Source organism: Acidobacteriota bacterium (assembly GCA_026707545.1).
Classification (GTDB): Bacteria; Acidobacteriota; Thermoanaerobaculia; order Multivoradales; family Multivoraceae; genus Multivorans.
Window position 1 is genome coordinate 1 of the sequence record JAPOWR010000006.1, and the last position, 17,500, is coordinate 17,500.

At 63.6% G+C, this 17,500-nt stretch carries 16 protein-coding genes and 2 rRNA genes (1 of these 18 cut by a window edge); 4 read left to right on the forward strand and 14 right to left on the reverse strand.

Annotated elements, in window-relative coordinates:
* Positions 1-632: 632 nt before the first annotated feature.
* The 3 genes from OXG83_17425 to OXG83_17435 all read right to left on the reverse strand — a co-directional run bounded on the left by OXG83_17425 (position 633) and on the right by OXG83_17435 (position 2,496).
* Positions 633-911: a hypothetical protein gene (locus tag OXG83_17425; GenBank protein MCY3966799.1), complete on the reverse strand. Its 279-nt coding sequence runs from the start codon at positions 909-911 to the stop codon at positions 633-635.
* 357 nt (positions 912-1,268) lie between these two features.
* On the reverse strand, positions 1,269-1,817 hold the full coding sequence (locus OXG83_17430; protein MCY3966800.1) for a hypothetical protein: 549 nt from the start codon (positions 1,815-1,817) through the stop codon (positions 1,269-1,271).
* A 511-nt stretch (positions 1,818-2,328) separates the two neighbouring features.
* Positions 2,329-2,496, reverse strand: coding sequence for a hypothetical protein (locus OXG83_17435; protein MCY3966801.1), 168 nt, complete (start codon positions 2,494-2,496; stop codon positions 2,329-2,331).
* 591 nt (positions 2,497-3,087) lie between these two features.
* Here OXG83_17435 and OXG83_17440 point away from each other — a divergent pair.
* On the forward strand, positions 3,088-3,951 hold the full coding sequence (locus OXG83_17440; GenBank protein ID MCY3966802.1) for an endonuclease/exonuclease/phosphatase family protein: 864 nt from the start codon (positions 3,088-3,090) through the stop codon (positions 3,949-3,951).
* A 316-nt stretch (positions 3,952-4,267) separates the two neighbouring features.
* The gene (locus OXG83_17445; GenBank protein MCY3966803.1) at positions 4,268-4,696 is read left to right on the forward strand and encodes a hypothetical protein; all 429 of its coding nucleotides are present in this window, start codon (positions 4,268-4,270) and stop codon (positions 4,694-4,696) included.
* 330 nt (positions 4,697-5,026) lie between these two features.
* Here OXG83_17445 and OXG83_17450 read toward each other — a convergent pair whose 3' ends face one another.
* Positions 5,027-5,572, reverse strand: a complete 546-nt coding sequence (locus OXG83_17450) for a hypothetical protein (protein MCY3966804.1) — start codon at positions 5,570-5,572, stop codon at positions 5,027-5,029.
* 301 nt (positions 5,573-5,873) lie between these two features.
* Here OXG83_17450 and OXG83_17455 point away from each other — a divergent pair, with 301 nt between their 5' ends.
* Positions 5,874-7,016, forward strand: a complete 1,143-nt coding sequence (locus OXG83_17455; protein MCY3966805.1) for a type I restriction endonuclease — start codon at positions 5,874-5,876, stop codon at positions 7,014-7,016.
* Between the two features lie 386 nt (positions 7,017-7,402).
* On the opposite strand, the gene OXG83_17460 is transcribed toward OXG83_17455, so the two are convergent.
* The 8 genes from OXG83_17460 to OXG83_17495 form a co-directional block, all read right to left on the reverse strand.
* A complete protein-coding gene (locus tag OXG83_17460; GenBank protein ID MCY3966806.1) occupies positions 7,403-8,725 on the reverse strand; it encodes a peptidoglycan DD-metalloendopeptidase family protein in 1,323 nt (440 codons plus the stop codon).
* A gap of 107 nt (positions 8,726-8,832) precedes the next feature.
* Positions 8,833-9,441 carry a sigma-70 family RNA polymerase sigma factor gene (locus tag OXG83_17465; protein ID MCY3966807.1) on the reverse strand — a complete coding sequence of 203 codons (609 nt, stop codon included), beginning with the start codon at positions 9,439-9,441 and terminating at the stop codon, positions 8,833-8,835.
* Positions 9,442-9,762: 321 nt separating this feature from the next.
* Complete coding sequence (locus OXG83_17470) at positions 9,763-10,083, reverse strand: ATP synthase F0 subunit C (protein MCY3966808.1); 321 nt, start codon at positions 10,081-10,083, stop codon at positions 9,763-9,765.
* 15 nt (positions 10,084-10,098) lie between these two features.
* Positions 10,099-10,821, reverse strand: a complete 723-nt coding sequence (gene atpB / locus OXG83_17475; GenBank protein ID MCY3966809.1) for a F0F1 ATP synthase subunit A — start codon at positions 10,819-10,821, stop codon at positions 10,099-10,101.
* Positions 10,808-11,170 (reverse strand): hypothetical protein, encoded by a 363-nt coding sequence (locus OXG83_17480; protein MCY3966810.1) that lies wholly within the window; start codon positions 11,168-11,170, stop codon positions 10,808-10,810. Before OXG83_17480 ends, atpB begins: the two co-directional genes overlap by 14 nt.
* Before the next feature lie 25 nt (positions 11,171-11,195).
* Positions 11,196-11,426 (reverse strand): AtpZ/AtpI family protein, encoded by a 231-nt coding sequence (locus tag OXG83_17485; GenBank protein MCY3966811.1) that lies wholly within the window; start codon positions 11,424-11,426, stop codon positions 11,196-11,198.
* 27 nt (positions 11,427-11,453) lie between these two features.
* The gene (locus tag OXG83_17490; protein MCY3966812.1) at positions 11,454-12,014 is read right to left on the reverse strand and encodes a cob(I)yrinic acid a,c-diamide adenosyltransferase; all 561 of its coding nucleotides are present in this window, start codon (positions 12,012-12,014) and stop codon (positions 11,454-11,456) included.
* Positions 12,015-12,036: 22 nt separating this feature from the next.
* Complete coding sequence (locus tag OXG83_17495; protein ID MCY3966813.1) at positions 12,037-12,606, reverse strand: hypothetical protein; 570 nt, start codon at positions 12,604-12,606, stop codon at positions 12,037-12,039.
* 198 nt (positions 12,607-12,804) lie between these two features.
* Between OXG83_17495 and OXG83_17500 the strand changes: the two genes are divergently transcribed.
* Entirely contained in the window at positions 12,805-15,351 is a 2,547-nt protein-coding gene (locus tag OXG83_17500) for a VWA domain-containing protein (GenBank protein MCY3966814.1), read from the forward strand.
* A gap of 124 nt (positions 15,352-15,475) precedes the next feature.
* Here the strand turns inward: OXG83_17500 and rrf are convergent.
* Both rrf and OXG83_17510 read right to left on the reverse strand, forming a co-directional pair.
* A 5S ribosomal RNA gene (rrf, locus tag OXG83_17505) occupies positions 15,476-15,592 on the reverse strand.
* Positions 15,593-15,729: 137 nt separating this feature from the next.
* Positions 15,730-17,500, reverse strand: a 23S ribosomal RNA gene (locus tag OXG83_17510) (it continues 1,240 nt past the right edge of the window).

Sequence of the window (17,500 nt, forward strand, 5' to 3'; positions counted from 1 at the left end):
CGGAGGCCGCCGGCGGTACGTCCGGCCCTGCGATCGACGGCTACTCGACGCATCACGCTCGCGGCCTCGCGCCGCAGGCTCTCGCGTAACTCCGGGTCGCTCCAGGATCCGCACCAGAACCGAAAAAGGCCTGCACCCCCTTTGTGCCGTTTTCGACTCTTCGAAACTTACCTCGTCCTCTTCTGAGGACACCTCCCGAATGTCCTTGAAACGCAAGACGTTTCTCGTTCGCCGCTCCGGGCAAGAGCCCTCGCGGGCGCGGTGACCGGGTCGGTCCAGGCGATTCGGGTTGGGACGTGAGCGACCCCCCCTTTCAGCCGCCTGGAGCGGCACGCAAGGGTCTCCCATGTGCCGGCCTGTTTCAGGCCGCCGGGAGGGTCGCTCACGTCCAGAATTGATCCCTGCGGGAAGGCTCGGAGGTAGACCGGAACCACGGAGGCGACCAAGGATATGAACGTTGCGCCTACCCCACGGGGTTAAGCCCGCCGGCAACGGCAGTGGACACGAGTGTGCGGTTTTCGGTTGCCATTGACACTCGCTTCTGACGCCGGCTACAGCCGACCACAGGAGGAGCCGGGACTGAGCCTCTCCCGAGCGTGCCCAAGGCGCACAAGAACGCCCCAGCCGGAAGGCTACACGAGCCGGAACAGGCCCCGGTGAGCGGCCGTGGCCTTGCGCTCGGCTTCGTCGAATTCGCGCGCCAGCCGACGCACCTGATCAACTACAGGAGGAGCTTCGAACAACGCGCCCTGCACAGCCAGCCGGTCGAACGGGCGCTCGCGGCGACGCTGTTCCGCAGCCTCCAAGCGGTCCGCCTGCGCTTCCAGCGCGTTCGCCGTTTCCCGGAGTGTCAATGCGAGCCGGAGCATTGTATAGCGGGCCTCTCTGTGCCTCTCGGCCGCGCTCAGCATGCCGTCTACGCTATCACCCATCCGTTCCGCTTCCGCAGTCACGCAACGGACAGATACGGCTGCCCGGTCTACGCACAAGCGCAAAGGACACCCGTACCGAGGCCCAGAGGACCCGGAGCAGTGGCCTGTCGCAGCAGCGCGGTGAGGTCTTGCCCGCTGGCTTAGGCCGCCCGCCTCTAATGGACTACGCCGAATGTCGCGGTTACGCCGCACGGGGTCAGCGCGTCGATGGCGAGGGCGTGGACCCAAGCCCCCGCTGCGGCAACTGAGACCGGATCTTCCTGGCCGCCGACGCCCACCAACGGCGCGACGACAGACAGGGCGGTGACAAGTATGGCGGGGCGACTCACCACTAGGTCAAGGTTCGCTAGCTGCGTTCAGGAAATCAGCGCAACCCTCCAGGAACGTAGACAGCATCTCCATCGTTCGGCGGAGATCGACAGCGTTGAGAGCGGGCTGCTGGAAGCCACGCCGAATCCCGGTCTTCGTATCGGCGTAGCGGAAGCTCTCGCCCTTGGGATCCCAAGCAGCAAGGACCTCGATCCAACCGTCCACGGCAAGGACGGCGTCGTCTTTGTCGTCGCCAGCTTGTTCCAGCAGCGTCTTGACCTTGGTCCAGAGCCTCTGGAGATCATGGTTACGGTCCTCATCGGGTAGATCTGCCTTTGTGTACAGGACGATGCAGGTCTTCAAGTACATCTCGACGCTGTGCCGGTAGCAGTAGAGGGCTGGACGCATGACCCAGTCCCTCTGGTTGTTGAGACAGTGCTCTAGCAGAGCATCTCCGGCCGCCTGGAACTGCGAAGCCACGAACGAGGGGTCGTTGATCTGCAGATAGGTGTGGTGATGCCCGTCTCGGAAGAGTGGCACGCCGAGTCGAGGCCACGGTAGCTCATGGTCGCTCATTCCTCAGTTCGCTGTTTCCTGGACCTGCCTGTCCAACAATCCCGCCCCTCGGTTCTAGGTGGACTCTACCTCCGTTCCGCTGAACTTGGCATCGCCGACGACGTAGGTGTCCCACGCTCCAACCCACACACCTAGGCCGCTTCTAGGCGGCGATGGACGCCCCGATAAGCTACGACAGCACCGGAACGGGAAACGGGACATGGCCGAACTACTCCGAACACCTGAGCGTTCGGGCTGCAGCCGGGACGGAACGCCAAGCCGAGCCGGCGCCGACGAACGAAGCCTCGCCGAGTGGCACGCCACGCTCGTCCGAGAGACTCAAGCCAGTAGCCGACAACCGGTGCCGCACAGTGCAACGGCCGAGCGTGGCGTGCCACTCGGCGAGGCTTCGTTCTTCGGCCACTCGGCCGATTCGCTGACCGTCCGACTCACCTGGCCGACAGCCGCACTTCCCGCCGTGGTCAGGACAAGCATCCTCACGGTCACGAACGGACCGGGAACGTTCACGGAACTAGCGGCCCTGCTCGCTCCGCAACGGCTTGACGGTGCCGTCTCGTGGGTCAATGACGACGCGGCGGCGCTTCGGCCTCGGGTCCTCGTCGAGTCCCGTGAGGATCCGACCCGCCCTCACGGCCGCGCTGGTCGGACTCGTGGGCGGCTTCTTCTTCGGCTTTGTCATCTGGACCGACAGTACGGCGCACAGATGGTTTCTGTCAATAGCCTCCGGTGCTACCGTCTCTGAGTCAGAGACGCAAAGGAACGAAGAACCACTTACCGGCAACGTTGCCGGTCCGCTATCGTAGGGGGAGGAGTGGTTCGAGACGGCGCCCCGCCCTCCTGCTGTTCTCCGCCATCTGTGGTCTGGTCGTGATCGGCTCCATGCCGGGCAGCGCGGTGGCGAGCCAAGAGGTCAGACTCAGCGCGAAGGTCAGCAAGTTGGTCGAGTGGCTGGAGAACGAGCACGGCATTGAGGTTGGGGAGAGGGTCGCCGACGGTGCGGTTTCCGTTCGGAGATGCCGACCAGAAGGCCGTCTCTTTGTTCCTCTCCTCCGAAGAGGCGTGCGGGGGACTCAAGCGCTAAGGCCGTCTCTTTCGCCGCGCTGACGAACCGCTCCGGACCCTGTGGGGACGGTGCGGGTTCGCGGCCAAGGAGGTAGTACGATGAGCGGCTCACCACGGTAGGAGAACCGTCATGCGCCACCTAGCACCTGTGCTGCTACTGACCCTCGTGGCCTCGGCCGCACCTGGCTTCTGAACTCTGGAGAAGAAGATGCAGACGATAGTGCGAGCCCTCGTGTGTGCTGTACTCGCCTCGGTCCCAGCAGCTGAGGCGAGCGACACACTCGATGTAGCGACCTGGAACATCAAGTGGTTCGGAGACAGCGACAGAGATCCCAAGGACGGTCCCCAGTTCTCAGGGGTCAGAGATGTGATTCGGACCACGCAACTGGAACTGTGGGCGGTGCAGGAAATCGAGGACAGCCGCGACTTCGGACGGCTTCTGCGAGATCTGCCCGGTTACGAAGGATTCCTGGTCCGGGATGGCAGAGTCGAGAACGGTTCTACCGACTACACTTGGAGCCAGCAAGAAGTAGGGATCATCTACAGAACCGACACTGTGACGATTCGAGGCGCGCGAGTCGTTCTTGGGCACCTCGCCGAGCGAGGTAGCCGCCCACCGTTTGCCACAGGCCGTCCACCTTTGGAGGTGGTGATCAGTGTTCCCGCCCACGACGAGATCGTCCTCCTTATACTCCACGCAAAGGCTTTTAGCGATGAGGATTCGCAGCGTCGGCGGCAGGAAGCAGCGGAAGCGCTGCATCAGTACATTCTCGATACTTGGGCATCCACGCCCGTGGTTGTGCTTGGCGACTTGAACGACGAGATCGACGATGAGGGTCCCTATGCAGTGTTCGCGAACGACTCGCGAGAGTGGTTCGCTCCGACGGCGGACTTGAGTGGGTCTCACGAGTCTGGTGCTATGTGGGACCACATCCTCGTCTCAGACGAGGCGGCGTGCTGGTATGTCTCGGACTCCGCCGAAGTTCTGAGTGTCGAAAACGCCAGTTCGATCAGTGATCACTTCCCGGTTGTGGCCAGCTTTGAGGTTGGCGAGTCCTGCGACAGCCCTTGACTCGTTGTTCCGGCTCCCGGACGTGCGCCGGGAGGACAACGACATGAGACACTGGGGTCGCTCACTCTTCTCGTCTCCGACCCGAGTATGCCCCGAGCCCCACCAGGCGACGAAACCCTCAGTGGGCAGTAGGGAGTTGAGCGGAAGCCATCTTGTAGCGCGATAGAGTCTCTACATGGGATGGCTGGTCTCGCGGTTCGTGGTCGTAGCTCTGTTGCTCGGAGCCGGCGCGCCGCTCTCGGCTCAGGAAGCTCCAGGACCGTTGTGCAGCGCATCACCGTACCCGTGCTGGCACGAGATACGTCCACGCTGCTTCATGTTGCGTCTGTTCGTGCCGCCCAACACCTCTGAGGGCGAGTGCTCGGGAGGATTCGCCCAGGGCCAGTGGACTGAGCAGTACGTGCCGGGAGGGTCGCAGGAAGGCGCCTACGTCGACGGCAAACGCAGCGGTCCGTGGATTCTCGAGTACACGAACCAGAAGGACAAGTTCTCGTCGCTCAGCGCAGGCGTGTACGTCGATGGCTATAGGGAGGGTGAGTGGACGCTCCAGACATCGTTTGGCGCACTCCACAAGGGTCCGTATCGGCGCGGACTGCGTCACGGAGAGTGGACGATCAGGCCGAACCCGCAGGACGTGTGGCGAGGCGAGTACGTCGATGGTGTGGCACAAGGCCGTTGGGTCACCGTGATCGGCGAAGATGAACGTGTCGTGGAGCGTGTCTACGTCGATGGCGTGGAACAGTAGCGTCGAGCAAACGACCGCCCTCGACAGTAAACCCGTGGAGACGATAGCCCGATGGCAACGATGTTTCAGCCGACGCAGTACAGGATCAGCCCTGACCCGATCACCAAGAAACTGACGGTTCTCCCACTCCTGCCTGCGGGGCATGGAGGTGGGTCTGTTGGAACGGTCAGGGAGAAGAACGGGACGTGGGTCGCCACAGCGAGAGACGGACGGCCAGAGACTGAGCACCCCACCCAAGATGAAGCGGCACGGTCGCTGCTTGAGGGCGTCTTCATGCGGCTAGGAGGAGATGACGAGGATGATCCTCACGAACGACCAAGGAGTTGAGGGCTAGAGCCGAGAGGCCGGGCGAGAAGGGAGTTCCTTGCGCTCTTTGAGGACTCGAAGGCGTCCACGCACATAGCCGTACTGCCTGAAGATCTCCGCTAGGCGGTACGCCTGGACGACCGACGCCTTGCTCCAACTCACAACACCATCATCCGATTCTAGGGCGATCCTCTTGGCGTACTTCCCGACCTGCACTGGAAACTTGCCGAGCGCACACGCCGATGGCAGACCATCTCGCTTCTGCGTGGCAAAGAACTCGTCCCCGGACCGGCCAATCGCCTCCCACTTCTCAGCCGCTGCCTCGCCACGCCACTGATCTAGGTGGTAGAGGATGCCGCCTAGCCACAGAAGACCCGAAATCGCGAGAACAACGCCGACAGGCAGCACCAAGACCTCCAGCACGGGTTGCAGGTCCCTGAGAGCGGCCACAACTCTCTCAGGCCCGTAGTGGTCCCAGATCAGCGTGAGACCCGCAGTGGCGAAGCCCGAAGCAATCCCCAATGCCGCCGTGAGGATGGCCCACCGCCGACGATCCGATCTGCGTACCATTCCGCAGATCGTAGCTCCGAACGAACCGACCCGCTAACGACTTGCCGCTGACCCCTGTTTCAGAACCACCCACTACCCTGCCAAGGCCGACGACGACCAGTCCGGAGCCGCGGAGTGCCGGGTCGGTGTCGCGGCCGCAGCTGGCCGAGAGGAAGTCGGCTGCTTGGTCGTGCTCGCGGCCCCGGGGGCGTGAGCGGAAGTTAGCTACACTCGCGCGCCAAGACTGTCCGGAGGGGCGACGATCCACACGTCTAGTCGGTCTAGCTACACTTCCGTGCTCATCGATTCTAGGAGGGCAACGATGACCTCGACATCCGAAGGACTCGACTTGGTCGACCGCCTCCAGCGGCTGGCGCGGCGGGTTCAGAGGCATCTCGAAAGCGTCCAGACCGAAGAAGCGACCAAGACGGCTCTTGTACTGCCGTTCATCGCAGATGTCCTTGGCTACAACGTCTTCGACCCAACCGAAGTCGTGCCTGAGTTCACGGCTGACGTGGGCACCAAGAAAGGCGAGAAGGTCGACTATGCGATCATGCGTGACGGCAAGCCGATCCTGCTGTTCGAGTGCAAGCGCTATGGCGCTGACCTCGGCGACGCCGCGAAGTCCCAGCTCCATCGCTACTTCAGCGTGACGGAGTCACGTGTTGCCGTCCTGACAGATGGGGTCACCTACCGGTTCTTTTCCGATGTCGACGCTCCGAACAGGATGGATGAGCGCCCCTTCTACGAGTTCGACCTGCGTAACGCCGATGAGGCCGAGGCGAAGGAGATCAGTCGCTTCACGAAGTCCTCGTTCGACGCAGCGGCGCTCCAGGGCCAGGCTCAGGATCTGAAGTACACCCGCGAGGTCCTCAGCCTGATTGAGCAGGAATGGAATGATCCATCGCCCGCCTTCGTCAGGCTCTTCTCAAAGAGGGTCTATCCGCGGACCCACACGAAGAGGGTGGTCAGTCAGTTCACTGGAATCACCAAACGAGCCTTGAGACAGTTCCTGAGAAACCGCCTAGAAGCTCAGATCACGCGAGTGCTCGAGGGTGACCAAGCCGACGAGGCATCCTCCGATGCTGGTTCCGACCAGGTCACAGACACCGCTCCGCCTGTGGCTGACCCCATCCACACGACGACCGAGGAAGAGTGGCAGGGCTTCTTCGCCGTGAAGGCCATTTTGAGTCGGGACCTCTCACCAGAGCGGATTCACATGCGCGATGTGAAGTCGTACTGCGGCATCCTGCTCGACAACACCAACCGGCAACCCATTTGCCGCCTGCACTTCAACAATCCAGACAACAAGTACTTGGCCCTCATCGGCGAGGACAAGAAGCCCCGCCTCGTCCCCATCGGGTCGGTCGACGACATCTTCCAGTACGCTGATGAGATCCGCGCAGCGGCGAACCGCTACCTTCCTGCCGACCAGAAGTTCATCGCTGAACCACTAGAAGCCTGATGCTCGCGTTGCCGTACTGAGGACGGCCCTTTGCGTACGAGGGTTTGAACGTCTTCCCTGAGTTGGAGTTAGTGGACCGAGCCGCCTGAACCGCACCACGAGTCCAATGGCCTTCTCCAGCCCTTAGAGGCTGGCAGAGACCCCAGGGCCGCGACGGGCGCTGAGGGACCTACGCGACAAGCAGGACCGCGTTGGGGGACAGACCCTCCCCGTCGCCCCTGACAAGTACCTGCCTTCTCTACTACTTCTCCAGACTCCGAGCGGGAAGGAGTGCGCGCCGTCCCTACATCCTCTTCCAGAGCGCGCACGGCCGCAGGGACCCCTCCCCCTGAGCCCCGGCGCGGGGCGGGTGCCGACGACGCCCTGTCGTCCTGTCGCCGCCGCGCCTACGGTCCCACGCCGACGACGGAACGACCCGGGCCCCGGAGCTCCAGCCGCAGCGCGTCGCGGTGCTGGAGAAAGGCGGGCAGCACGTCAGCGGCCAGCGGAGGAACAGGATCGTTGACCAGGGTGGCGGGATTGATCCAGCGGCCGTTTCTCTGCACGCGGTAGTCGAGATGGGGACCGGTTGAAAGACCACTGGAGCCCACGTAGCCGACCACCTGGCCCTGTTGCACTCGGCGGCCTCTCCGAATCCCCTCGGCATAGCCGGACAGGTGGAGGTACGCCGTCATGTAGCCGTTGGTATGACGCAGGCGAACCGTTCGGCCGCCCCCACCGCGAGTACTGGCCGAAACGACGGTGCCGTCGGCGGTCGCCCGTACGGGTGTTCCAGTCGGCGCTCCGTAGTCGACGCCGTAGTGGGGCATGCGCCGCTTCAGGATCGGATGGTAGCGATTCATCGAGAAGCGCGACGTGACCCGCGAGTACGGCAGAGGGGAACGCAGGAACTGGCGTCGCAGCGGTTGCCCCTCGCCGTCGTAGTACCGGTTGGGTTCGGTCTCCGCCACAGCATCGGCGCTCTCGGGCCCGTTGGCTTCGACGCCCGTGAAGCGATACGCCTCCAGCCACGTCTCCCGATTCCGGTAGCGCAGCGCCACGATGGCGGCGCCACCTTCGGCCTTGCCGTCAAGCAGCAGTTCGTCGTAGAGGATCTCGAAGCGATCGCCAAGGCGAAGATCGCGATTGAAGTCCAGATCCCACTGCAGCACGCTCGCCATGCCGTACGCGAGGCGGGAAGGAGCGCCGGCGCGGCTGATCGAGCTCTCTAGCCCTCCCCGCAGTTCACCCCGGACCAGGCGCCGCACATGCGCGCGCCGGTAAGGGCGGTAGCGACTGCGCCAGGCGCCGTCACTGCGCTCGGCCACCACCACGCCCTGACCCCGGCGCGGGAGTCGGATGGCGACCAACTCCCCGCCTCGGCGAACCATGGAGTAGACCGGTTCGCGCGCACGAAGTCTCCGCGGGTCGAGTACTTCCGCTACCGACGCCGAGGCCTGGTGCAGCTCGGAGTCGGGAACACCCGCCCGCGTCAGGACGCGGTCCAGCGTGTCGCCGCTACGAATCCGACGCTCGAGGGGGAACGGCACCCGGTCCAGGGCGGCCGCATCCAGGTCGGGGGCTGGAGTCGCCTCGGTCGGGCTGTACGGTCTCTCGAGGACAACAACCAGCCTCTCGGATCGCGGCTGTAGTCCCCGCCATCCGGCCAACACGCTCAGTCCGATCAGCGCCGAGGCGCCAATCCAGTGCGCAAGTTGCTTGGAACGCATGAGTTAGCGGGTGCGGCGGGCGAACGAGTCCTCTATTGTGCCACGTCGAGCCGCCTGCGGCACAAACCCGGCTACGTTGCGGCTTGTGCAACCTCCCCTGGCGGCCTTCAGGCTGCGTCCTGCCTGGACCGCATCTTCCGGGGCATTCCGGACCGGATGTAGCCGTGTTCCCGCCCGTAGCGCAGCAGGACCGTCTCCAGCTTGCGCCGTCCCCGGTACAGCCGGCTCATCACCGTTCCCAACGGGATTCCGAGCCGGTCGGCAATCTCGCGGTAGGACAGTCCCTGCAGGTCCGCCAGTTCAACGGCAACACGGTAGTCCACGGGCAGATCCTCAAGGGCCCTCTTGACGTCCTGATCCAGGGCGCCTTCCAGCAGGTCTTCCTCCGGCGTCGGGCCGCGCGCGAAGAGCGGCGACTCCAGGAGCTTCCACTCGAAGGCGTCCTCGATGTCGTCGAACGAGTTCTTCAGCGGCTGCCGCTGCCGCTTGCGGTAGCGGTTGATGAACGTGTTCTTGAGGATCTTGAACAGCCAGGCCTTGAAGTTGGTTCCTTCCTGGAACTTGTCGTAGTACTTGAAGGCCCGCAGATAGGTCTCCTGGATCAGATCCTCGGCGTCCTGCTTGTTCCGGGACATCCGATAGGCCGTGCTGTAGAGGCTGTCCATGAAGGGCAACGCCTCGGCCTCGAAGTTCCAACCACCACTGTGATCGGCCATCGCGTTCATCTGTACCTCCCCGCCGCGCATTGTTGGACCGCGGCACCTTCGCCAGCGAGGGGCAGCACATTCGATGCCAAGTCCCGCGGCCGGAACCAGACGGGAGGTTCTTCCATTCCCAGCCTGCGTTTCGGGGCAGCCCGGCACGAACTCGGGCAGGGGGCCCGCCATCAGACCGGCACCGGACACGGCCAAGATGGCCGGTGCGTGCCGGAATTGAGTCGCGCACCCGACCCGGGCCGCGCAAGCGGTCCCCAAACGGGCGTCTTGGCTCAGCGGCGGAGCGCCCAGCTTCCGCCGCGGAGCGGCTTGTCCTGGTTTCTAGAAGAAACCGGCGCCGCGGAGCGCGATCAGCAGGGTGTAGAGGACGACCGATTCCATGAACGCGAGCCCGATGAGCAGCATGATCTGAATGCGGCCACCGGCACCCGGGTTGCGCGCCAACCCGGCGCACGCCTCGCCGGTCGCTCGACCCTGACCGATCGCGCCGCCGGCCGCGGCGATGCCGAGCCCCACGGCGGCCCCCAACAGGCCGAGATTGGCGCCGCCGTCGCCCTCCCCTGCACCGTCCTGCGCCAGAGCCGGAACGGCAAACAGCGTGAGTAGCACGGCCACGAGAAAGACCAGCTTTGACTTCTTCATTTCGCGAGAGTCCCCTTAGTGTGCCTCGGCCTCGGCCTCGGCGATGTAAACAGTGGTCAACAGGATGAAGATGAAGGTCTGGATGGTGGCAGCCATGAGACCCAGAGCCATGATCGGCAACGGCACCGCGAACGGGACCAGGCCGAAAATGGCGGCAGCCGCGAGGTGCTCGCCAAAGATGTTCCCGAACAGGCGCAAGCCAAGCGACAGCACCCGGGCCGCGTGGGTGATGATCTCGAGCGGGATGAAGAGGGGCGCCAGAAAGATGACCGGCCCGGCGAAGTGCTTGAAGTAGCGCAGCCCGTTTCTGCGCAGGCCGAACAGATGGTAGAGCACCCACGCCGTGATCGCGAGGGCGAAGGTCACGTTCACGTTCTGGGTCGGGGGCTTCAGGAAGAAGATCAAGCCCGACAGATTGCTCAAGAAGATGAAGAAGGCGAACGAGGCAATCAGGGGCAGGTGCCGCGAACCACCCTCGCCGATCGTCTCTTCGAGGAGGTTGCGAAGCCACACGAAGAAGACCTCGATGATCTGCTGGAACTTGCCGGGATCGTCCTTGCGCAGGCCGCGTGAAACGGTGACGCCGATCGTGGTGACGACGCCGAAGACGAACAGGGCCATGACCACATGGTCCGGCACCTCGTGAGGGAGATTCTCCTCGGCTCCGGCCAACTCCACCACGCCCTGCCAAGCCGCGTTGACCGGCTTGTAGAGGATCGAATGTTCACCCGCGGCCATGACGATTGAAACGACTCAGGAAGTGAAACCGGCTCGCCAACTCGGAGATCAGCAGCGCCAGCGGCACGACCGTGAATCCCAGGATCAGCGCGATGAACTCCCTTGACCCCACCAGAAGGGCCGCGACGATGAAAGCGCTCAACAACGAATAGCGGAGAACGATGAACAGGATGTTCTTGGCGCCAACACGCCCGTCGGCGTGAGGCTCCAGCGCGCGAACCTGCATCTCCAGGCCGCGGAAGCTGAAACTACTGACGACCCCAGCGGCTGTCAAGGTGAGTGCGGCGCTCAGACTCCAGGCCAGGGCAAACCCGCCTCCAACCGCGGTCACGCCCAGAGCGCATCGCATGACGCGCCTCGACATGACAGCAAGTTCATCGTTGGTCCGTGCCACCATCTTCCTCGTCCGCGTTCAGTCGCTGCACGACCTGGTACACGTTGTAGAAGCCCGCCGCGACACCGAAGAGACCGCCGATCAGGGCGCCGGCATTCGGTGCGTCGAACCAATCTCCGACCGCCCTCCCGGCCAGGTAACCCAGAACCGAGGCCACGGGAAACACGAGCCCGATCGTGGCGACATCCAGTAGGCGGCGCGGCAGGCGCATTCCAGGCACCCAAGTGGCGGACCGCCGCTAGGCCCTCGAGTCCCACAACACATCGGCCTCGCCACGCACCTTGTTCTCGTAGCGGGCCATCACGAACAGGGCGTCGGAGAGTCGGTTGACGTACGTCAGGGCCGGCGCGCCAACTGCTTCCGTCGCCGCAAGAGTCACCAGGCGCCTTTCGGCACGACGGCAGATGGTGCGTGCCAGATGGAGTGCCGCTGCGGCCAGCGACCCGCCGGGCAGAACGAAGTTGGCCAACGGCTCCAGCTCCTCCTGCAGTGTGTCGATCGTCTCCTCCAAGCCCCGGACGTGCCGTTCCTCAATGCGCGGGACCGGCGGAGCGTCGCCGCCAACGGGCACGCAGAGGTCCGAACCGAGGTGAAACAACTCCTGCTGCACCTTGGCCAGACTGCGGCCGATCCGTGCTGAAACGCCGGCAGCCAGGGCTACCCCGACCGCCGAGTTCAGTTCGTCGATCGCTCCATAGGCCTCGACCCGGGCAGAGTCCTTCCGAACCCGGACCCGAATGCCCAGACCGGTCGTTCCGTCATCGCCGGTCCGCGTATAGACGCGCGTAATCCGCGGCAAGGGGGTCCCAGCGCCCGAACGGTTAGATGTCGTCCCGGATCGCGCCTTCGACCGGGCTGCTGGCACCCTCGGTGTAGATGCCGCCAGTCAACTCAAAGGACTCGACGGCGCGCTCGCGGAGACGCTCCAGGGCCTCGTCGAAGTTCTCCGGCATCATCTCCTCATCGCAGAAGGAGCAGCAGCTCTCCCAGGTGTAGCCCAGGCCATCCACCTGCTTGCGGCCCCCGGGAGTCACTTCGTCGGTGATCGGACACCAGATGGTGCTCATTGCCAGCATGAAGTTCTTGACGTAGCGCTCTTCGGCGGCCTTGGAGGCGTGGGAGTCGGGATCGCTGGCGAAGGAAGCCTGCACTCCCGGTTCGCTGCCGCGGTAGTCGATGCCCCCATGCGTCCACGTCTCGCCGTCAGCGACGGAAGGCACGAGCTTGACCGGGCAGAGATCGGTCGACTTGACCGCCTCCGGGATCTTCACCTTCGCCAGGTCGACCGCGTCGGGCGGCAACTGGGCAAAGGCAGGCGCCACAACGAGGAGCGCCACGAGAAGTACGGTGAGGCGAAGAACTGAACGGTCTGAGACGAGCTTGATCGGCATGGGGTGTGTCCTCCGCGAGGCTGAGAGTCAAGACTTGAAAGCGTCGGCCACCGGCGTTCGCTACCTGAGACAGGACGCGGCAGTATAGCAACCTGCGGCCGCATTCCGCAGGCCTCCGCAGCGATCTCCGCCCGCCGAAAGGGAACGGCTACCAGCCTCGGGCTGTTACTCTGTCTGACCGTGACCCGAGCCGGCCGCATGAGACTCCACCGGCTTCGGAGCTGTCGCAACCGCCTCGTCCTCGCGAGCATCCTGAGCGGCATCGGAGGCGCGGCCGTCCTGACCGCGACCGCCGCCGCGCAAGAGGTCGAGGGGCAGGGGAGCGGGCCGTCCAGCGCCGCACAGACCGCGACAAGCGACGACCTCGATAAACGCCACGCTCAGTGGCTCGCCGAGGTCGCCGCGATCATGACTTCCGAAGAGCGGGATCTGTTCCTCCTCCTCACAAGGGACTACCAACGGGATGCGTTCGTGCGCAAGTTCTGGCAGGTCCGCGATCCGGTTCCGAAGACCGGCCGCAACGAAATGCGGGAGCGCTGGGAAGAACGGGTGGCCTACGCGCGAAGCAACTACGGAGGACTCACCGACGCCCGCTCGCAGGTGTTGCTGATTCACGGCGAACCGAACCGGATCGTCCAGATCCGCTGCACGACAACCCGAATCCCGGCCGAGATCTGGGTCTACCAGGGTAGTGATCGCGTGAGGTTTCGCTTCCTGCTGATCTTCGTGCGAGCACGGGGTCTCGGCGAGGCCCGGGTGTGGGTACCGGGCCGCGGTGACATTCGCGGCCTCATAGAGGGCGCCAAGACCTGCATCAACGGCCATCTGCTGGAGGATGTCGTGGACCAGGTGCGCGGCCTCGGAGGCGACTACTCGAGTCAACTGGCGCGGGTGCTGGCGAAACCCCGCCCACGGAACGAAGAGTGGGTCGCCGCGTTCGCCGCGGCGTCTACCGACCTGCCTTCCGCCGCACCCCTGTTTGAAGCACACATCGAGTACGACTTCCTGGGGCGCTTTCAGAGCCGTACCGTGGTCGAGGGCCACGTCAGGATCGACGCCTCCGCGGTCGCAGTCGGCGAGTTTGCCGGATACCGATCCCAGGATCTCCTGCTGGTCGGCGAAGTCGTCAGGGATCAGGAGCTGTTCGAGTCCTTCCGCTACAAGTTCGGCTTTCCGGCCGCGGGGGACCAGGCTGCCGCTTTCCGACACACACTGCTCCTGCCCTTCCAGCGCTACCTGCGCCCCGGGGACTACCGGATCATCCTGCGGCTCGAGGACATCAACGGCGGCAGGTTCTTCCGGGGAGAGCAGGACCTCGCCGTGCCGAAGCTGTCCAACCGCGCGCCGCTCGCAGAGCCCGAGACCGAGGGCGAACGGTTGCTATCGGAAGCGGCCAGCAGCGTCGGTTCGGAGTCGGTCAAGATCCGGCTCCTCAAACCGGCGGGCGAGATCCTCTCGGGACTGGTGCGCTTCGATGCGGTGGTCGAGGGCGAAGGAGTTGCGGCAGTCTCCTTCGTTCTCGACGACACGCCGGTCCTGAGCAAGGTCCAGCCGCCCTTCAGTGTTGAAATCGATCTAGGCGACTTCCCCAGGCCCCGCACTCTGCGCGTCGAGGGCAAGGGCGACGATGGCGGTCTGCTGGCCTGGGACGAACTCCCGATCAACGCAGGCGAGCACACGTTCTCCGTCCGGCTGATCGAACCGCATCGGGGCCGGCGCTACATCTCGAGCCTGCGAGCCCGCGCCGATGTGGACGTGCCGGAGGGCGCAACCCTCGACCGGCTCGAGTTCTATCTGAACGAGAACCTGAGTTCCACGGTCTACCAGGAGCCGTTCGTCCAGCCGATCCAGCTTCCACCGTACGCCGGCGTCTCCTACGTACGCGCCGTCGCCCACTTGAGCGACGGCAACACGGCCGAGGATCTGGTGTTCATCAACTCGCCCACCGACATCGAACAGGTCGAGGTCCAGTTCGTCGAGCTCTTTATCTCGGTCACGGACCGTAGGGGACGTCCGATCGACGACCTGGAAGAAGACGACTTCACCGTGTTCGAGGACGGCCAGAGGCAGATCACAAGCCGCTTCGAGCGCGTTGTCGATCTGCCTATTCATGTCGGCGTTGTCATCGACAACTCCGCCTCCATGCGCGACTCTCTCGACATCACACGGCGAGCCGCGCTGGCGTTCTTCGAACAGGCCGTGACTCCACGAGACCGGGCGGCTGTCATCACCTTCAACCGCTTTCCGCAGCTGGCCGTTCGCCTCACGAACGACCTGACGGATCTGGGCAGCGGTCTGGCGGGCCTGGTTGCTGAAGGCCAGACCGCCCTCTACGACAGTCTCATCTTCAGCCTGTACCACTTCGCAGGAGTCACCGGCCAGCGCGCGATCCTCCTGCTTTCCGACGGCAAGGACGAGGTTTCACGCTTTTCCTTCGACGATACCCTCGAATACGCCCGCCGGGCCGGCGTCACCATCTACGCGATCGGGCTGGGAATCGCCGAGGCCGGGGTCAGGCGCCGACTCGACCGCCTCAGCACGCAAACCGGCGGTAAGAGCTACTTCGTTCGTGACCCGGACTCGCTCGACGAGATCTACGCCAGCGTCCAGCGCGAGCTCCGCTCTCAGTACTTCCTCGCCTACCAGTCCGCCAGCACCCGCTCGGACGACGGCTTCCGTCGGATCAAGGTCGACGTTCGCCGCCCGAACGCGAACGCCCACACGATGAGCGGCTACTACCCCTGACAAGGCGTCAAAACCGAACCGGCGGCCCTTGGCTCAGCGATGCCGGACACGGTCCGCGCGCCTCCTCGGACCGGGCACGAAAAAGCCCCCGGCGGGTTGTTCACCCACCGGGGGCTGAGAAGGATCCCGGCGACGACCTACTCTCCCACACCGTCACCGGTGCAGTACCATCGGCGCTGCGGGGCTTAACTGCCGTGTTCGGAATGGGAACGGGTGTTTCCCCCGCGCTACGGTCACCGGAAATCACTGCAAACCGGGCGGAGCCCCACGTCCAGCGACTCCGCCACCGAATCGAATCCTTCCGGGCCTCCTCCACACGGCCAAATCGGCCGTGCGCAAACCTAAGCGCCCAAGTCCCGAGTGCAGCAACCTTTGAAAATGGTCAAGCCGAACGACCGATTAGTACGGGTTAGCTAAACGTCTCGCAACGCTTACACGTCCCGCCTATCAACCTGGTAGTCTACCAGGGGTCTTCAGGGATACCTCATCTCGAGGCTGGCTTCCCGCTTAGATGCTTTCAGCGGTTATCCTTCCCGAACATAGCTACCCAGCTGTGCCGCTGGCGCGACAACTGGTGCACCAGAGGTTCGTCCGTCCCGGTCCTCTCGTACTAGGGACAGCTCCTCTCAAGTATCCTACGCCCACATGAGATAGGGACCGAACTGTCTCGCGACGTTCTAAACCCAGCTCACGTACCACTTTAATCGGCGAACAGCCGAACCCTTGGGACCTGCTTCAGCCCCAGGATGTGATGAGCCGACATCGAGGTGCCAAACCGCCGCGTCGATGTGAACTCTTGGCGGCGATAAGCCTGTTATCCCCGGAGTACCTTTTATCCGTTGAGCGATGGCCCTTCCATACGGAACCACCGGATCACTAAGTCCTACTTTCGTACCTGCTCGACTTGTAGGTCTCGCAGTCAAGCTCCCTTCTGCCTTTGCGCTCTGCGGCTGGTTTCCAATCAGCCTGAGGGAACCTTCGAGCGCCTCCGTTACCTTTTAGGAGGCGACCGCCCCAGTCAAACTACCCGCCTGACAGTGTCCCCGACCCGGATCACGGGCCCAGGTTAGATCTCCAATACGCTAAGGGTGGTATTTCACCAGTGACTCCACCGAAACTGGCGTCCCGGCTTCAAAGCCTCCCACCTATCCTACACATAACGCATCAGGGATCAGTGCCAAGGTGCAGTAAAGGTTCACAGGGTCTTTCCGTCTTCATGCGGGTAACCGGCATCTTCACCGGTACTACAGATTCGCTGAGCCCCCTGTGGAGACAGTGCCCAGATCGTTACGCCATTCGTGCAGGTCGGAACTTACCCGACAAGGAATTTCGCTACCTTAGGACCGTTATAGTTACGGCCGCCGTTTACCGGGGCTTCAATTCAGAGCTTCGCCGACCCGAGGGTCGCCTAACACTTCCTCTTAACCTTCCGGCACCGGGCAGGCGTCAGACCCTATACGTCGTGTTCGACTTAGCAGAGTCCTGTGTTTTTAGTAAACAGTCGCCTGGGCCATTTCACTGCGACCGCCGACAGCTCGGAGGGCGAACCTCGTCACCACCAGCGGCACACCTTCTCCCGAAGTTACGGTGTCAATTTGCCGAGTTCCTTCACAGGGGATCACTCAAGCGCCTTGGGATTCTCTCCCCGTCTACGTGTGTCCGTTTGCGGTACGGTCGCCCCGTTCTCTGCTTAGAGGTTTTTCCTGGCAGCATGGAATCAGCGACTTTGCGGGCCGAAGCCCTCGGGGTCACGTCTCAGCGTTACCGGAGCCGCGGACTTTCCTACGACTCCCGCCTACACGCTTCAACCTACACTTCCAATCGTAGGCTCGCCTATCCTTCTGCGTCACCTCATCGTCATATCGAGAACGGAACGGTACAGGAATGTTGACCTGTTTCCCATCGACTACGCTTTTCAGCCTCGCCTTAGGGGCCGACTAACCCTGAGCGGATTGACCTTCCTCAGGAAACCTTAGACTTACGGCGAGCAGGGTTCTCACCTGCTTTGTCGCTACTTGTGCCGGCAGGGTCTCTTCTGAGCACTCCATCGGTCCTCACGGTCCGACTTCAGCGCCCTCAGAATGCTCCTCTACCATCCGGCTCGACCCGAGGGCCGGGCCGGATCCGCAGCTTCGGTGATCAGCTTGAG

Coding starts and splice junctions, on each gene's coding strand:
- OXG83_17425 (MCY3966799.1), bottom strand. CDS start 911: ATGCTGAGCGCGGCCGAGAGGCACAGAGAGGCCCGCTATACAATGCTC.
- OXG83_17430 (MCY3966800.1), bottom strand. CDS start 1,817: ATGAGCGACCATGAGCTACCGTGGCCTCGACTCGGCGTGCCACTCTTC.
- OXG83_17435 (MCY3966801.1), bottom strand. CDS start 2,496: ATGACAAAGCCGAAGAAGAAGCCGCCCACGAGTCCGACCAGCGCGGCC.
- OXG83_17440 (MCY3966802.1), top strand. CDS start 3,088: ATGCAGACGATAGTGCGAGCCCTCGTGTGTGCTGTACTCGCCTCGGTC.
- OXG83_17445 (MCY3966803.1), top strand. CDS start 4,268: ATGTTGCGTCTGTTCGTGCCGCCCAACACCTCTGAGGGCGAGTGCTCG.
- OXG83_17450 (MCY3966804.1), bottom strand. CDS start 5,572: ATGGTACGCAGATCGGATCGTCGGCGGTGGGCCATCCTCACGGCGGCA.
- OXG83_17455 (MCY3966805.1), top strand. CDS start 5,874: ATGACCTCGACATCCGAAGGACTCGACTTGGTCGACCGCCTCCAGCGG.
- OXG83_17460 (MCY3966806.1), bottom strand. CDS start 8,725: ATGCGTTCCAAGCAACTTGCGCACTGGATTGGCGCCTCGGCGCTGATC.
- OXG83_17465 (MCY3966807.1), bottom strand. CDS start 9,441: ATGGCCGATCACAGTGGTGGTTGGAACTTCGAGGCCGAGGCGTTGCCC.
- OXG83_17470 (MCY3966808.1), bottom strand. CDS start 10,083: ATGAAGAAGTCAAAGCTGGTCTTTCTCGTGGCCGTGCTACTCACGCTG.
- atpB (MCY3966809.1), bottom strand. CDS start 10,821: ATGGCCGCGGGTGAACATTCGATCCTCTACAAGCCGGTCAACGCGGCT.
- OXG83_17480 (MCY3966810.1), bottom strand. CDS start 11,170: ATGCGATGCGCTCTGGGCGTGACCGCGGTTGGAGGCGGGTTTGCCCTG.
- OXG83_17485 (MCY3966811.1), bottom strand. CDS start 11,426: ATGCGCCTGCCGCGCCGCCTACTGGATGTCGCCACGATCGGGCTCGTG.
- OXG83_17495 (MCY3966813.1), bottom strand. CDS start 12,606: ATGCCGATCAAGCTCGTCTCAGACCGTTCAGTTCTTCGCCTCACCGTA.
- OXG83_17500 (MCY3966814.1), top strand. CDS start 12,805: ATGAGACTCCACCGGCTTCGGAGCTGTCGCAACCGCCTCGTCCTCGCG.